The organism is Pseudodesulfovibrio tunisiensis (assembly GCF_022809775.1).
In the GTDB taxonomy this organism is placed as follows: Bacteria; Desulfobacterota; Desulfovibrionia; order Desulfovibrionales; family Desulfovibrionaceae; genus Pseudodesulfovibrio; species Pseudodesulfovibrio tunisiensis.
On the sequence record NZ_CP094380.1, the window covers coordinates 2,111,355 to 2,124,784 of the forward strand.

Here is a 13,430-nt window from a genome sequence, read left to right on the forward strand (position 1 = left end):
CCGAATTTCGGCTCGCAAGGGCTTGGAACCAGTCGAAGCGACCGAAGCCGGGGCGATGCGGTTTCCGGAGGAAACGTCGCAATCGCCCGGCGGGAGGGCGCTACTGGTTCCTGCCCGAGGGAGTCGGGAGCACAGTGCAAAGGGGCTTTTTTTCGTTGTTTTTTTTTGCCCCAACAAAAAAATGAACTCGCCCGGGAAGGGCGAAACCCTCCCCTTGCAGGATGGCACGGCGAAGGCGGCGCGGCTACGCGCCCTGAAGAGGTGGGGCTGTACCAGCTTGCCTACCCCTCCTCCCCTCAAATATCCCCTTCCGTCTTTTCCTCATTTTTTGTCGATAATCTTCCCGCCACCAATAGGCAGCATATTGGCGAAGAGCATTTTCCCATAGCGAAATACATCATGAAATCAAACAGTTCCATAGAGGCCATATATAGTAGCACCATGTCCTCAACGTTATCGTAAAAACTTAAGCGGACGTTATTACGGGAATAAACAAACAATGTTGTTGAACTCAACAAATTTTGTTGACTTAAAATTGCCAATTGCGGTAAACCAAGCTTGAACAAGGCACTCAAGGAAAAGGATTGTATTTCGATGGAAGAACAAACACCTGAAATCAAGCATATTTTCCAGACGGCCAAACGCCTTGCGGATGGCCTTGCCCAGCTATTGGGAAGAAATGCCGAAGTCGTCATTCACGACTTCAGCGATTTGAGCCATTCCCTGGTGTATGTGGCGGGCAGTGTCACCAACAGGCAGGTCGGCGCGCCCATCACCGATCTCGCCTACAAGAAGATCAAGGAACGCGGAGACGACGTCGAGGACATGCACGGCTACAAGACCGTGAGCCGAAACGGCCGCATTCTCAAATCCTCCACCATGTTCCTGCGCACGTCCACCGGCAGGGTTGTCGGTTGCCTGTGCGTGAATTTCGACATCACGGAATTCCTGAACGCAAAATCGCTGCTGGACGACCTGACCGGATTCGACGATTCCGGCGAGGACATGCGGGAGGAGCGTTTCGCGAGCAGCTTCAACGAGACCATGGGTTCCCTGATCGACGAAGCTGTGGCGCAGGCGGGCAAGCAGCCCGCCACCATGGACAAGGAGGAGCGTCTGAGCCTGCTGCGCGTCCTGGAAGAGCAGGAAGTCTTCCTGTTCAAGGGTGCGGTGAATCAGGTCGCCCGGGTTTTCGGCGTCTCCCGTTACACCATCTACAATTACCTCAAGGAAATCCGGTCCGGGGAAAACGATATCTGACCCGGTCCGAGCGGTCCCGAGCCGCAGAGAAGGACACAATGACGATGCAAACCGTAACCACCGACAACGCGCCTGCCGCAGTCGGCCCCTATTCCCAGGCCACGATCAGCAAGGGATTGCTGTTCGTTTCCGGACAACTGCCCATTGATCCGGCGAAAAAGGCCATGGTTGAAGGCTCCATTGGCGACAAGGCGGCCCAGAGCCTGACCAACCTCGCCAACATTGCCGAAGCTGCCGGGACCAGTCTGAAGAACGCCGTGAAGGTGACGGTGTTCCTGACCGACATGAATGATTTTGCGGAAGTGAACGAGGCGTACAAGAAATTCTTCGCCGAACCGTTCCCTGCCCGCAGCGCCATCCAGGTGGGCGCTCTGCCCCTGGGCGGCGAGATTGAAATCGAAGCCATTCTGGCAATGCCGGAATAACCGATGTTGCGTCGGCGGAAAGCGAGTCATGAGAACCACGATGCCCGGATATTGTGCGCTCAGATTCCCCGGCTGCGGGTACCGCACCAGCCGCACCCGGAAGACTCAGGTTCCGAGCCTCGCCACATCTTCGACTCGACTTTCCGGCGGCCGCGACCTTGCGCCGCTTCGAAATGCCCCGACGATGCCTGTATCGGGCCCGCGTCCGTCCGTTGCGGAGGATTCATGCGGACCGGCCCGTCACTGTGGACATGAAAAGGCGAAAGCCTTTCCACGCAACCGCAAAAACCAGTCTGGAGAGAAAACATGAAACGTCTGTTGCTTGTCTTGATGCTCGCTCTTTCGCTGATGTCCCTGTCCGTGGCCCCGGCCATGGCAAAGGATTTCCCGGCCCGGAATGTCAAGATCATCGTTCCGTTCGCTCCCGGAGGCGCAGTTGACTTCACCTGCCGCCTCATCGCCGATGTGGCCAAGGACTATTTCGACGGCAAGAAGGTCATTGTCCAGAACATGCCCGGCGGCGGCGCGGTCATCGGCCAGACCTACGTGGCCAAGGCCCGTCCCGACGGATACACCATGCTGGGCTACACCTCTTCCGTGGTCAACAATCCCCTGACCAAGAAGACCGCCTACACCTACAAATCCTTTCAGCCCGTGGCCATGTACTGCTTCGACCCCGAGGTAGTGGTGGTTCCGGCCAAGTCCGAATACCAGACCCTGAACGATCTGCTGGAAGCGGCCAAGGCGCACAAGCTGACCGTGGCCACCGCTGGTTTTTCCACCTCCCACCACATTGCGGCCCTGGTGCTGGAACAGAAGTCCGGCGCCAAGTTCAGCTTCATCCACAACCAGAGCGCGGCCATGCAGATCCAGCAGCTCATGGGTGGCCACGTGGACCTCGGCTTCATGTCCGCTGGCGAGGCCATGGGCTACATGAAGGACGGCTCCCTGCGCGTGCTCGGCATCATGCAGAAGGAACGCAACGCCAAGTTCCCGGACGTTCCCACCTTCAATGAAAGCGACGTGGACATCCAGTGGGGCACCTTCCGCGGTCTGGCCGTGCCGGCCAAGACCCCGGCCGAGGCGGTCACCTATCTGGAAACCGCCATGGAAAAGGTCGTGAACGACCCGAAATTCACTGAAGCCATGGGCAAGGCCGGCTACCCGGTCGTGTTCCGCGGTGCCAGCGACTTCGAGGAATACGTCGAAGGCGTGGCCAAGGTGATGCAGGAGATTCTGCCGACCCTCAAGGGCAGGAAATAGGCCTAAAAAAGCTCCCGGGGCCGTGGCCCCCTCACGGCTCCGGGAAAACTCAAAGCGGGAGATGTCATGTTACTGCGTTCCTCTAATTTCTGGCTTGCCGTCGTCTTCATGGGCGTGAGCGTGCTCACCTGGTGCACGGCCTCGGCCTACGATCCCATGGCCGCGCGCTTTCCCAAGCTGCTCGCCGCAGTCTTCGCGCTCCTTTCCGCCCTGCTCGTGTTCAACACGGTGACGCGGAAAAAGGCCGAGGAAGCCGGAAAACCCTTCCAGCTCGGCGCGTACACGGCTCCGGCCTTCGTGTGTCTGGGCATCATCGGCTATGCCCTGGCTCTGGATTTCGCCGGATTCATCATTCCTTCGGTCCTCCTGATGCTCTTCGTGGCCTGGGTTCTGGGCTACCGCAAGGCAGGCATTCTGCTGGCCGTGTCCCTGGGCTTCGTGCTCGCGGTCTACGCCATATTCGGACTGCTTCTGGACGTGCCCCTGCCCGAACTCTGGGTAATGGAATAACTCCTCTCCGACTACGAGGTTGAGATGGAACACATACTTCAAGCATTCATGCATCTTGCCGACCCGACAGTCTTTCTGTTTCTGGTCGGGGGCGTGGCCGTGGGCCTGACCGTCGGCTCCTTTCCGGGTCTGAACGACAGCATTACGCTGGCCGTGCTCGTGCCCATCACCTTTTCCATGAGCCCGGACTACGCGTTTCCCCTGCTCGTGGGCATCTACTGCGCGGCCTGCTACGGCGGGTCCATTCCGGCCATTCTCCTGAAAATACCGGGCACGGCGTCCTCCATTGTCACGGCTCTGGACGGCCATGAAATGGCAAAAAACGGACGCGCAAACGAGGCTCTCGGCATTTCCACCACCAGTTCGGTGTTCGGCGGCATTGTCAGCTCCATCGTGCTGCTGTTCTTTGCCCCGGTGCTGGCCTCCTATGCCCTGAAGTTCGGTCCGCCCGAATATTTCGCACTGGCCCTGCTCGGCCTGTCCACCGTGGCAGGCATGTCCGGCGGCAACATGGTCAAGAGCCTGATCGTGTGCGTCATCGGCCTGCTCATCTCCACCGTGGGCATCAGCCCGCTCACCGGATTTCCCCGGTTCACCTTCGACTCGCCCAACCTGTTCGACGGCGTGCCGTTCATCCCCATGCTCATCGGCCTGTTCGGCGTAACCAGCGTGCTGGAGCTGGCCGAGACCATCGGTCGCGAACGGCTGTCCAGCGCACCCAAGCGCGAAAGCGTGCCGGTCTCCGGACGCGTTCTGCCATCCCTGAAGATGGTGAAACGTCTCATGCCCACATGGCTGACCAGTTCGGCCATCGGCAACGTGATCGGCATCATCCCGGGCGCAGGCATGCTCATGGCCATCTATCTGGCCTATGATCAGGCCGGACGCCGCAACAAGGACAAGAAGTTCGGCACGGGCGTGCCCGAGGGCGTGGCCGCTCCCGAGGCCGCGAACAACGCGGTGGTTGCCAGCTCCATGGTGCCCCTGCTCTCGCTGGGCGTGCCCGGCAACTCCACGTCCGCCCTGTTCCTCGGCGCGCTCCTGATTCAGGGCCTGCGCCCCGGGCCGTCCCTGTTCACCGAAACCCCGGACATCGCCTACCTCATCGTGGTGAGCTTTCTGGTGGCGAACATCGTGATGGGCCCCATGGGCATCTTCCTGGGCCGTTCCCTGTCCAAGCTGATCTTCAAGCTGCCCAAGGAACTGCTCGGCGCCATGATTTCCATTCTGTGCCTGACCGGCTCCTACGCCGTGGGCAACAGTGTCTTCTGCGTATGGGTGGCCCTTGCCTTCGGCGTTCTGGGCTACCTGTTCAACAAGTTCAACCTGCCGCATTCCCCGCTGATCCTGGCCATCGTGCTCGGCGCCATGATGGAACGCGGACTGTACCAGAGCCTCGTGCTGTCGGACGGCTCCTACTCCATCTTCGTGGAGCGCCCCATCAGCCTGATCCTGCTCATCGGCACGGTCATGTTCATTCTGACCCCGCTCTTCAAGGCGATCATCAAGCGCAGAAAGCAGGCAGCAGGAGCGTAATTCCATGACCTACGCACAACAGCTTGCCCGGTTCATCACCGAACTGTCGGTGGAGGACCTTTCCGAGGCCACGCGCCTCAAGACGTCGCATTGTCTCATCGACTACATGGCGGCCGTGTGGAACGCCCAGGGCCATGAACTGGCCCGGACGTACACCACGCTCGCCCGGACCCTTGCCGGTACAGGCGAGGCCGCGCCGGGAACTGCCCCTTCCGGCATGGCCACGGTCATCGGTCAGGGTCGCGACCTCCCCGTGTTCTGGGCCGCGTTTGCCAACGCGGCCCAGGGCCACGTCACCGAGGTGGACGACGGACACCGTCAGTCCATCATGCACATAGGCACCGTGGTCATCCCGGTGGCACTGGCACTGGCCCAGTCCCGGGGACTGGACGGCAGGGCCATCGTGGAATCCGTGATCTGCGGCTATGAACTGGCCATCCGCGCCGGGGAATGCTTCGGACCGGAACACTATGCCGTCTTCCACACCACGGCCACAGCCGGGACCTTTGGTGCGGCAGCCGCCGCTGCCAAGGCCCTTGGTCTGGACGCGGAACGCACGGCATGGGCGCTCGGTCACGCCGGAACGCAGGCTGCGGGCCTGTGGGAATTCCTGCGCGACAAGGCCGTGGACGCCAAGCCCCTGCACCCGGCCAAGGCAGCCCAGAACGGCCTGCTCGCCGCTCTCCTTGCCGAAGCCGGAATCCGCAATGCCTCGGCCATCTTCGAGGGCAGACAGGGGTTCTGCGCAGCCACGTCGAAAAATCCGCAGTACCACTACCTGACCGATGGTCTGGGCGAGCGGTACAAGGTCGACGAGGCCAACTTCAAGGGCTACCCCACCTGTGGTCAGACCCACAGCATGCTCGACGCCCTGACACGAATCATGCGCGAGCACCACATCACGGCAAAGGACGTGGCATCCGTGGAAGCGCTGGTCTACGACCGCGCCGTGGACGTGGCGGGCATCACGGATCCGGCCACGCTGGAACAGGCCAAGTTCTCCAACCCCTTCTGCATGGCGTTCCTGCTCACCCACGGTTCCCTGACCTTCGAAAACATGGTCCCGGAATGCGTGCACGATCCCGAGGTGCGGGAACTCATGGCCCGGGTCACGCTGACCCGCGACGAGGAAATGAACGCGGGCTTCCCGGCCGCACGGCCCTGCCGTGTCAAGGTGACGCTCAAGTCCGGAGAAATCCTGAGTGCGGACAACAGATTCCGCAGGGGCGACCCGGAAAACCCCATGAACACCGACGACATGCTGGACAAGTTCGCCCAGCTCACCCGCAAGGTTCTGGACGACGACCAGCGAAAGGCCGTCACGGACTGGTGCCTGAACGTTCCGAACGAACAGGCCGTTGCCCCGGAAATTCTCACCCTCAGCAAATAATCAGGAGTACGTCATGGCTCATATCATTGATTCCGAATTCTACTGCAATGGTTGGGGAACCCCTGAAATGCGCGCCGTGTTCGACGACCGCCGCCGCTACCAGCGCTGGCTGGACATCGAGGTCGTACTGGCCGAAGTGCAGGCCGAACTGGGCGTGATCCCGGCCGAAGCCGCCAGGGAGATCAAGGCCAAGGCCAAGATCGAGGAACTGGACATCGACATGATCAAGGACGGCCTTGCCAAGACCGGCCATTCCCTCGTGCCCCTGCTCAAGGCAGTGCAGGTCCGCTGCGCCGACAATCTGGGCGAACACATCCACTACGGTCCCACCACGCAGGACATCGAGGACACCGGCGGCGTGCTCGAAATGAAGGAAGCCTCCAAGATTCTGTTCCGCGACCTGCTGCGCATGGAAAAGGCCCTGAACGAGCTGGCCGCGAAGTACAAGGACTTCCCCATGACCGGCCGCACCCACAACCAGCACGGCCTGCCCATCACCCTCGGCCTGAAGTTCGCCAACTGGTCCGCCGAGCTGCGCCGCGATCTGGAACGCATCAAGTCCATGCCGCCCCGCGTTTTTCTGGGCATGCTGCACGGCGGCACCGGCACCATGGCCGGACTGGGCGAACAGGCCTACCCCATCGCGGAAAAGGTCATGGAGCGTCTGGGCATCGGCCTGCCTCCGTCCGGCTGGGGCAGCGCACGCGACATCGTGGCCGAGTATCAGGTGGTCCTCGGCATGGTTGCGGGCACTGTCGGCCGCATCGCCAATGAAATCTTCCAGCTCGCCCGCACCGAGATTCAGGAATTCAAGGAACCGCTGGGCGAACACTACGTGGGCAGCAGCACCATGCCCCACAAGCGCAATCCCGAGGTCACGGAATTCTGCGTGGCCATGTGCCGCGTGGTCATGAACAATGCGCCTCTGGCCCTGCAGTCCATGATTGCCGAGCACGAGCGCGACACCCGCAGCTGGCGTCTGGACTGGCACTCCATTCCCGAGTCCAGCATCATGCTGCACAAGGCGATCACCGCCCTGCTCACCATCGTGGAAGGTCTGGAAATCGACGAACAGCGCATCACCGACAACCTGAACATGCTCGAAGGCATGCTCTTCTCCGAAGCGCTCATGTTCCATCTGGGCAAGAAGGTGGGCAAGCAGACCGCGCACCACCTCATCCGCGACGCCATTCTGGGTGCAACCCAGTCCGGCAAATGCTTCCGCGAACTCCTGCTGGCCGACGAAACCATCGCCGCCAACATCTCGGAAGCCGAACTGGATTCCATCATGGACTACTCCAAGCACGTGGGCCAGTCCGCACGTCAGGTCGCGCACGTGAAGGAAACCGCTGAAAGACTGGGCGCAACGGATCAGGATTTCCTGAGTTGTTGATTCTCCAATAATTTCCAACAGACCGCTGAAAATACGGGCTGTTCCCGAATGACGGGAACAGCCTGACAAGGATATCATCATGGATTTGCATCTGTTCTTCCAAAACGAAGTCAAGCCCGCCATGGGCTGCACCGAACCCGTTGCCGTTGCCCTCGCCACTGCCGAGGCCGCCACTCACCTGAAGGGTGAACCCGAAGCCATCGAACTTGTTCTTTCCCTGAACATCTTCAAGAACGGCAAGGACGTGGGCATCCCGGGCACCGGCGGACTGCGCGGCAACCGCGTGGCAGCCGCGCTTGGTGCACTGGCCGGAGACGCTTCCAAGGGCCTCATGGTCATGGAAAACGTCACCCCGGAGGATACGGCCCGGGCCAAGGCCATGGTGGATGCGGACAAGGTTTCGGTCAGCGTGGATCCGAACGCGCCCGGCGTGTCCGTTGTCGCCACCCTGCGCAACGCATCCGGTGAAGTGAAGGTCGCAGTGCGTACCCGCCATGACAACATCAGCGAAGTCGTGGTCGACGGCAAAACCGTTGTCGAGCCCAATCCCGAGGATCTGGGCAAGGTCGCGCCAACTCCGGACTATCTGGAAGAACTCAAGTCCATGGGCATTGCCGATCTCTGGGAACTGGCCGGCTCCCTTGACGACGAGCTTGAAGCCTTCATGCTCAAGGGCGTGGAAATGAACATGGGCATGGCCGAACAGGGGCTGGACGGCGGAAACTGGGGCCTGAGCGTTGGCCTGACCATCAAGTCGCACAGCCAGCAGGACGATCTGCTCAGCCGCATCAAGGGATTTGCCGGAGCCGCCACCGACGTGCGCATGTCCGGTGCGCCCCGCGCCGTCATGTCCAGTGCGGGCAGCGGCAATCACGGCATCACCGCGGTCATTCCCGTGGCAGTCGTGGCCCGGGACAAGGGACTTTCCGACCGCGAACTGGCCGAGGCCGTGGCCCTGAGCCATCTGGTCACGGGCTATGTCAAGGCCTACACCGGCCGTCTGACCCCGATCTGCGGCTGCTCCGTGGCCGCCGGAGCCGGCGCTGCCGCCGGACTGGTCCGCGCCCTTGGCGGCGACATGGATCAGGCCCAGCACGCCGTGGCCTGCCTGCTCTCCTCGCTCATGGGCATGCTCTGCGACGGCGCCAAGGGCTCCTGCGGGCTCAAGGTGTCCGCAGCCGCAGGCGAGGCCTATGCCTCCGCACTCATGGCGCTGGACAGAAAGGGCGTGCAGGATACGGAAGGTCTGGTCTCCCCGGACCTCAAGTCCACCTGCGCCGCGCTCGGCGATCTGTGCACCAAGGCTTTTGCCCATGTTGATGAAGTTATGGTAGAGCTCATGCAACATCAACACGAGGCGCAATCCATCCGATAACGTACCTCCATGACTACCGGTTGATTGACCGGGCTGCCGGGGCGCGGTTTGCCGCGCGCCCCGGCCTGTCCGGCCAGCTCGTCTCGCATTCCAGGAGGAAACCATGGCAAAAGCATCCACTGCTCCCGACTGTGCGGCCTGTCCCTTTGACTGGTCCGAACGCGCCTGCCGCAAACCCGGCGGAAAAGGCCCGGCCAACTGTCCCTCCCTTGCGGAAAAGAAACTGGCGGACCAGGCTCTTGAAGCCACCAAGGGCGATGATCTGAAATTCGCCTGCAACGCCTCGCTTCAGGAGGCCTCCGGCTACGGCAACCGCGAACAGGGCTATGCCCACGTGGTCCCGCTCAAGCCCCGCATCGTGGAAACCATCGAATTTGCCCGGCGCATGGGCTACAAACGGCTCGGACTCGTCTTCTGCGTGGGACTGCGCAAGGAAGCCGGGGTCGTGCACGACATTCTGGCCACCAACGGTTTCGAGGTGGTCTCCGTGGTGTGCAAGGCCGGACGTGCGCCCAAGGCCGAAATCGGCATCGACCGCAAGCATCAGGTCGATCCCACCGTGGAACGGGAAACCATGTGCAACCCGGTCTTTCAGGCCCTGCTCTGCAACAAGTACGAAACCGAACTGAACGTGCTGGTCGGCCTGTGCGTGGGGCACGACTCCCTGTTCATCAAGCATGCGGAAGCGCCCGTAACCGTGCTCGCGGTCAAGGACCGGCTGCTGGGCCACAACCCGCTAGCCGCGATCTACAACCACGACAGCTACTGGCGCAGCCTCAAGCATCCGGTCGAATGATCTTCTCCCCTTCCTCTCGGGCGCGCGGCAACAGACGCGCCCTTGCAACGGCCCGGGGGCCGGGACTTCGGTTCCGGCCCCCGGCGCTTTTGGACCCTCGAACAAAAACCCGCCAGAAAAGTATGAATTAGGTCCGCGCAAAGTGTTGCGTTCTGCGGCGTTTGTGCATCTTGCGATGGCCCTTGTTTTGGGATAAGCCATCCTGTCATGCATGAAATGTCGATCGTTCAAAGCATCTTGTCCATCCTGCGCGAGGAAATGGTCAAATACGATGGCAAGAAGCTGAAAAAAGTGGTGATCACCAATGGCGCACTTGCCGGCGTGGTCACCGAGGCACTGGAATTCGCCTGGGAGGCCCTGACCCTCGAAGGCGATTTCAAGGGTTCCGCCATCGAGGTCAAGGAAATCCCCCTCAAGGTCGCGTGCGGCGAATGTGGCGAAATCTTTTTTCCCTCACACACGAAATGCATGCCCTGCCCGAAATGCGAGGCCCTGCTCGGCCACAACGTGTTGGAAGGCAAGGAGCTGCTCATCGACAGTATTGAAATCGACGACGAATGAGTCGATACCCAAAGGAGAAGCCCATGTCCCAAGAAGTCACCATTGTCCGCAATGTACTTGAGGCCAATGACAGACTGGCCGAAGAACTGCGGAACAAGTTCCGCGTTCGCAAGATTCTCTGCCTCAACCTGATGAGCTCGCCCGGCGCGGGCAAGACCACCCTGCTGGAACGCACCCTGAGCGATCTGCGGGACGAATTCAAGATGGCCGTCATCGAAGGCGACCTTCAGACCGACAACGACGCCCAGCGCGTGGCCGCCACTGGCGCGCAGGCCGTGCAGATCAATACCGAAGGCGGCTGCCACCTGGATTCCGGCATGGTGCTGGACGCCATCAAGTCGCTGGACCTCGACAATCTGGACATCCTGTTCGTGGAAAACGTGGGCAATCTGGTCTGCCCGGCCGAGTTCGACGTGGGCGAAGACCACAAGATCACCCTGCTTTCCGTGACCGAGGGCGACGACAAGCCCGAAAAGTATCCCCTCATGTTCCACATCTCTTCCGTGATGCTGCTGAACAAGGTGGACCTGCTCCCCTATGTGGACTTCAACATGGACAACGCCAAGGCGCACGCCACCAAGCTGAATGCGGACATTCAGGTCATGCCCGTTTCCGCGCGCAACGGCGAGGGTCTGGACGTCTGGTACGACTGGCTCCGCAAGGCCCGTGCCGCCAAACTCTAGTCCGCGACACGCAGATCGAATCAAAAGAAACGCCCCTCCCGATCCGGGAAGGGCGTTTTTCTTTTCACCAGTATATCTTCATGCTGTTCGGAAAGGGTGAGGTGCAAGGCGCAAAAAAAGTTCACGGCCGACGCGTATTCCCATACGCGAGGATCTGAATTTTTCGCAGTGACGCCGCAATCGTGCCTTTATGGACAGCATGAAAAAGGCCGGGAGACTAGCAAGTCACCCGGCCGGTTGTCCGTTTGTGCCGACCCTCTCGGCCCGACTATGCCTCACCGAGGTCTCCGGAGACAGCCTGAATCAGGTTGCCCTTGGCATTGTAGGTGCCGGTCGATTCGACCTTGACCAGCGTCTTGGCCATGTCCGGATTCTCGAAAACCTGCCGCTGGAGCCTGGCCTTGCGGATGGCCTTCATCTGATCGGCCATTTCCACGGGCTTGTTTGCGGGAAAATTTCCTACTTCCATGATTTCCTCCTTCCATGGAGTTGTTATGCGACTTACCCCATGTATCGGACGAATACAGGAAACCTTTACCCTTTTATCCGAGATTCTATTTTTATCGACTCCAACAAGCCGGATTCGCTTCACTCTTTCCAGTTCCACCATTTCAGTTTTTCCGGTTCGTGCACTGTTTGCGAGGCATAGTACACAGCGCATCGGAACACATAGAGTACGCATTTGTCGACATGTCTGCCTTCCAGTTCCTCAAGCCGCGCATACATGGCTTCGGGGTCCTGTCCGGCCAGTTCGCGGACGGAGCCGTATCCCAATCGCACGAGATCCCGGGCCAGACTTGGTCCGACTCCCGGAATCTCCTGCAATGCCTTTGATACGTCCCTGTCCATGTTAGGATTCGTTCTGGTACACCCTGTCGAGAATTTCCTTGCCGCCCGCGGCCAGCACCCTTTCGGCCAGAGACATGCCCAGATTCCAGGCTTCGTCCTGAGGCGCAGTCGCTTCCATGCGGATGGGGTTGGAGCCATCCACGTCGGCCACGAACCCGGTCAGGGTCACGGAATCGCCGTCCAGCACGGACCAGGCCGCAATGGGCACCTGACATCCGCCGTCCAGCCCGGTGAGAAAGCCGCGCTCGGCCAGCACCTGCACCTTGGTGGGCTGGTGATCCATGAACTGAAGCATTTCCACCAGTTCGGTGTTGCGCACGGCATATTCAATGCCCAGCGCGCCCTGAGCCACGGCCGGGAGAAAACGGGGTGGCGCCAGCTCCTGCATTCTGGGCGCGGATTCGCCCAGACGGGACAATCCGGCAGTCGCCAGAATGATGGCATCGTATTCGCCATCGAACAGTTTTTTCAGACGGGTATCCAGATTGCCACGCAGGGTCCTGATTTCCAGATCAGGACGCAGGGCCGCTATCTGGGACTGGCGACGCAGGCTGCTGGTGCCGACCACCGCGCCCTCGGGCAGTTCGTCCAGACCGTCGTATTTGACGGACAGCAGGGTATCGGTCAGTTCGGCGCGCTCGGGAATGATCCCCACTTCCAGCCCTTCGGGCAGTTCTGTGGGCACGTCCTTCATGGAATGCACCGCGATATGCGCGCGGCCGTCCAGCAGGGCTTCCTCGATCTCCTTGACGAACAATCCCTTGCCCCCGACCTTGGCCAGAGGCACGTCCAGAATCTTGTCGCCCTTGGTCTTGATGCGAAGCAGTTCCACGTCCAGACCGGGATACTGCTGCTGGAGCCTTTCCTTCACATGTTCAGCCTGCCACAGGGCGAGGCGGCTGCCCCGCGTGGCAATAACGATTTTATCCATGATCATCGCCTTGAAAGTCTGAGGTTGCGCGGGCGTGCCGCGTTCCGGGCGGAAAATCAGCTGCCGCAACTGGAGCAGTTGCCGCCGGAGCACCCGGCGCAGCCCGAACCGATGCCCCGATACTGGGGCTGGCTCGCGCCGGAATCTCCGCCGTCACCGGCAGGAGCGCCGGAGGCCACACGGGCGCGGCAGGCGGAAATGAGTTTTCCCGTATCCCCGGAGCCGCACTGCGGACACATGGGACATTCATCCGTGGAAAAGACCAGTTCCTCGAACTGATGGCCGCACTTCTTGCAGGAATATTCGTAGATGGGCATTGAGAACTCCCGAAATAAGGACTTCCGTCGCGTAAAAGGCGCGGCGGAACCCGTTCATTATCGAAAAAGCCCGCCACTGGCAACGATGCCCGGGCCGGAATGGAAAGGTAATGCCTGTTCCGTGAAAGTCCACCCTTTCCC

Annotated in this window: 15 protein-coding genes; 11 read left to right on the plus strand and 4 right to left on the minus strand. The window is 60.7% G+C overall.

Going from position 1 to position 13,430, the window contains the following annotated elements; all coding sequences use genetic code 11:
* The first annotated feature begins 594 nt into the window (after positions 1 to 594).
* The 11 genes from MPN23_RS10385 (at position 595) to hypB (ending at position 11,192) form a co-directional block, all read left to right on the plus strand.
* Positions 595 to 1,260, plus strand: coding sequence for a helix-turn-helix transcriptional regulator (locus MPN23_RS10385; RefSeq protein WP_243544138.1), 666 nt, complete (start codon positions 595 to 597; stop codon positions 1,258 to 1,260).
* Between the two features lie 38 nt (positions 1,261 to 1,298).
* The gene (locus tag MPN23_RS10390; RefSeq protein WP_243544139.1) at positions 1,299 to 1,685 is read left to right on the plus strand and encodes a RidA family protein; all 387 of its coding nucleotides are present in this window, start codon (positions 1,299 to 1,301) and stop codon (positions 1,683 to 1,685) included.
* A 306-nt stretch (positions 1,686 to 1,991) separates the two neighbouring features.
* Positions 1,992 to 2,948, plus strand: coding sequence for a tripartite tricarboxylate transporter substrate binding protein (locus tag MPN23_RS10395; protein WP_243544140.1), 957 nt, complete (start codon positions 1,992 to 1,994; stop codon positions 2,946 to 2,948).
* A gap of 66 nt (positions 2,949 to 3,014) precedes the next feature.
* Positions 3,015 to 3,458 (plus strand): tripartite tricarboxylate transporter TctB family protein, encoded by a 444-nt coding sequence (locus tag MPN23_RS10400; protein WP_243544141.1) that lies wholly within the window; start codon positions 3,015 to 3,017, stop codon positions 3,456 to 3,458.
* A 24-nt stretch (positions 3,459 to 3,482) separates the two neighbouring features.
* The gene (locus tag MPN23_RS10405) at positions 3,483 to 4,994 is read left to right on the plus strand and encodes a tripartite tricarboxylate transporter permease (protein ID WP_243544142.1); all 1,512 of its coding nucleotides are present in this window, start codon (positions 3,483 to 3,485) and stop codon (positions 4,992 to 4,994) included.
* 4 nt (positions 4,995 to 4,998) lie between these two features.
* Entirely contained in the window at positions 4,999 to 6,384 is a 1,386-nt protein-coding gene (locus tag MPN23_RS10410; protein WP_243544143.1) for an MmgE/PrpD family protein, read from the plus strand.
* A 13-nt stretch (positions 6,385 to 6,397) separates the two neighbouring features.
* Complete coding sequence (locus tag MPN23_RS10415; RefSeq protein ID WP_243544144.1) at positions 6,398 to 7,777, plus strand: class-II fumarase/aspartase family protein; 1,380 nt, start codon at positions 6,398 to 6,400, stop codon at positions 7,775 to 7,777.
* Between the two features lie 79 nt (positions 7,778 to 7,856).
* Positions 7,857 to 9,152 (plus strand): L-cysteine desulfidase family protein, encoded by a 1,296-nt coding sequence (locus MPN23_RS10420; RefSeq protein ID WP_243544145.1) that lies wholly within the window; start codon positions 7,857 to 7,859, stop codon positions 9,150 to 9,152.
* A 103-nt stretch (positions 9,153 to 9,255) separates the two neighbouring features.
* A complete protein-coding gene (locus MPN23_RS10425) occupies positions 9,256 to 9,948 on the plus strand; it encodes a DUF1847 domain-containing protein (protein WP_243544146.1) in 693 nt (230 codons plus the stop codon).
* Between the two features lie 207 nt (positions 9,949 to 10,155).
* Positions 10,156 to 10,509: a hydrogenase maturation nickel metallochaperone HypA/HybF gene (locus tag MPN23_RS10430; protein WP_243544147.1), complete on the plus strand. Its 354-nt coding sequence runs from the start codon at positions 10,156 to 10,158 to the stop codon at positions 10,507 to 10,509.
* A 23-nt stretch (positions 10,510 to 10,532) separates the two neighbouring features.
* The gene (hypB, locus tag MPN23_RS10435) at positions 10,533 to 11,192 is read left to right on the plus strand and encodes a hydrogenase nickel incorporation protein HypB (RefSeq protein WP_243544148.1); all 660 of its coding nucleotides are present in this window, start codon (positions 10,533 to 10,535) and stop codon (positions 11,190 to 11,192) included.
* Positions 11,193 to 11,460: 268 nt separating this feature from the next.
* Here the strand turns inward: hypB and MPN23_RS10440 are convergent, their stop codons facing one another.
* From MPN23_RS10440 to MPN23_RS10455, 4 genes are all read right to left on the minus strand, one after another.
* Positions 11,461 to 11,661: a hypothetical protein gene (locus MPN23_RS10440; RefSeq protein ID WP_243544149.1), complete on the minus strand. Its 201-nt coding sequence runs from the start codon at positions 11,659 to 11,661 to the stop codon at positions 11,461 to 11,463.
* Between the two features lie 119 nt (positions 11,662 to 11,780).
* Positions 11,781 to 12,041: a helix-hairpin-helix domain-containing protein gene (locus MPN23_RS10445; RefSeq protein ID WP_243544150.1), complete on the minus strand. Its 261-nt coding sequence runs from the start codon at positions 12,039 to 12,041 to the stop codon at positions 11,781 to 11,783.
* A gap of 1 nt (position 12,042) precedes the next feature.
* Positions 12,043 to 12,972, minus strand: coding sequence for a hydroxymethylbilane synthase (hemC, locus tag MPN23_RS10450; protein ID WP_243544151.1), 930 nt, complete (start codon positions 12,970 to 12,972; stop codon positions 12,043 to 12,045).
* Positions 12,973 to 13,028: 56 nt separating this feature from the next.
* A complete protein-coding gene (locus MPN23_RS10455; protein WP_243544152.1) occupies positions 13,029 to 13,289 on the minus strand; it encodes an FmdB family zinc ribbon protein in 261 nt (86 codons plus the stop codon).
* Positions 13,290 to 13,430 lie beyond the last annotated feature (141 nt).

Coding starts and splice junctions, on each gene's coding strand:
- MPN23_RS10385 (WP_243544138.1), top strand. CDS start 595: ATGGAAGAACAAACACCTGAAATCAAGCATATTTTCCAGACGGCCAAA.
- MPN23_RS10390 (WP_243544139.1), top strand. CDS start 1,299: ATGACGATGCAAACCGTAACCACCGACAACGCGCCTGCCGCAGTCGGC.
- MPN23_RS10395 (WP_243544140.1), top strand. CDS start 1,992: ATGAAACGTCTGTTGCTTGTCTTGATGCTCGCTCTTTCGCTGATGTCC.
- MPN23_RS10400 (WP_243544141.1), top strand. CDS start 3,015: ATGTTACTGCGTTCCTCTAATTTCTGGCTTGCCGTCGTCTTCATGGGC.
- MPN23_RS10405 (WP_243544142.1), top strand. CDS start 3,483: ATGGAACACATACTTCAAGCATTCATGCATCTTGCCGACCCGACAGTC.
- MPN23_RS10410 (WP_243544143.1), top strand. CDS start 4,999: ATGACCTACGCACAACAGCTTGCCCGGTTCATCACCGAACTGTCGGTG.
- MPN23_RS10415 (WP_243544144.1), top strand. CDS start 6,398: ATGGCTCATATCATTGATTCCGAATTCTACTGCAATGGTTGGGGAACC.
- MPN23_RS10420 (WP_243544145.1), top strand. CDS start 7,857: ATGGATTTGCATCTGTTCTTCCAAAACGAAGTCAAGCCCGCCATGGGC.
- MPN23_RS10425 (WP_243544146.1), top strand. CDS start 9,256: ATGGCAAAAGCATCCACTGCTCCCGACTGTGCGGCCTGTCCCTTTGAC.
- MPN23_RS10430 (WP_243544147.1), top strand. CDS start 10,156: ATGCATGAAATGTCGATCGTTCAAAGCATCTTGTCCATCCTGCGCGAG.
- hypB (WP_243544148.1), top strand. CDS start 10,533: ATGTCCCAAGAAGTCACCATTGTCCGCAATGTACTTGAGGCCAATGAC.
- MPN23_RS10440 (WP_243544149.1), bottom strand. CDS start 11,661: ATGGAAGTAGGAAATTTTCCCGCAAACAAGCCCGTGGAAATGGCCGAT.
- MPN23_RS10445 (WP_243544150.1), bottom strand. CDS start 12,041: ATGGACAGGGACGTATCAAAGGCATTGCAGGAGATTCCGGGAGTCGGA.
- hemC (WP_243544151.1), bottom strand. CDS start 12,972: ATGGATAAAATCGTTATTGCCACGCGGGGCAGCCGCCTCGCCCTGTGG.
- MPN23_RS10455 (WP_243544152.1), bottom strand. CDS start 13,289: ATGCCCATCTACGAATATTCCTGCAAGAAGTGCGGCCATCAGTTCGAG.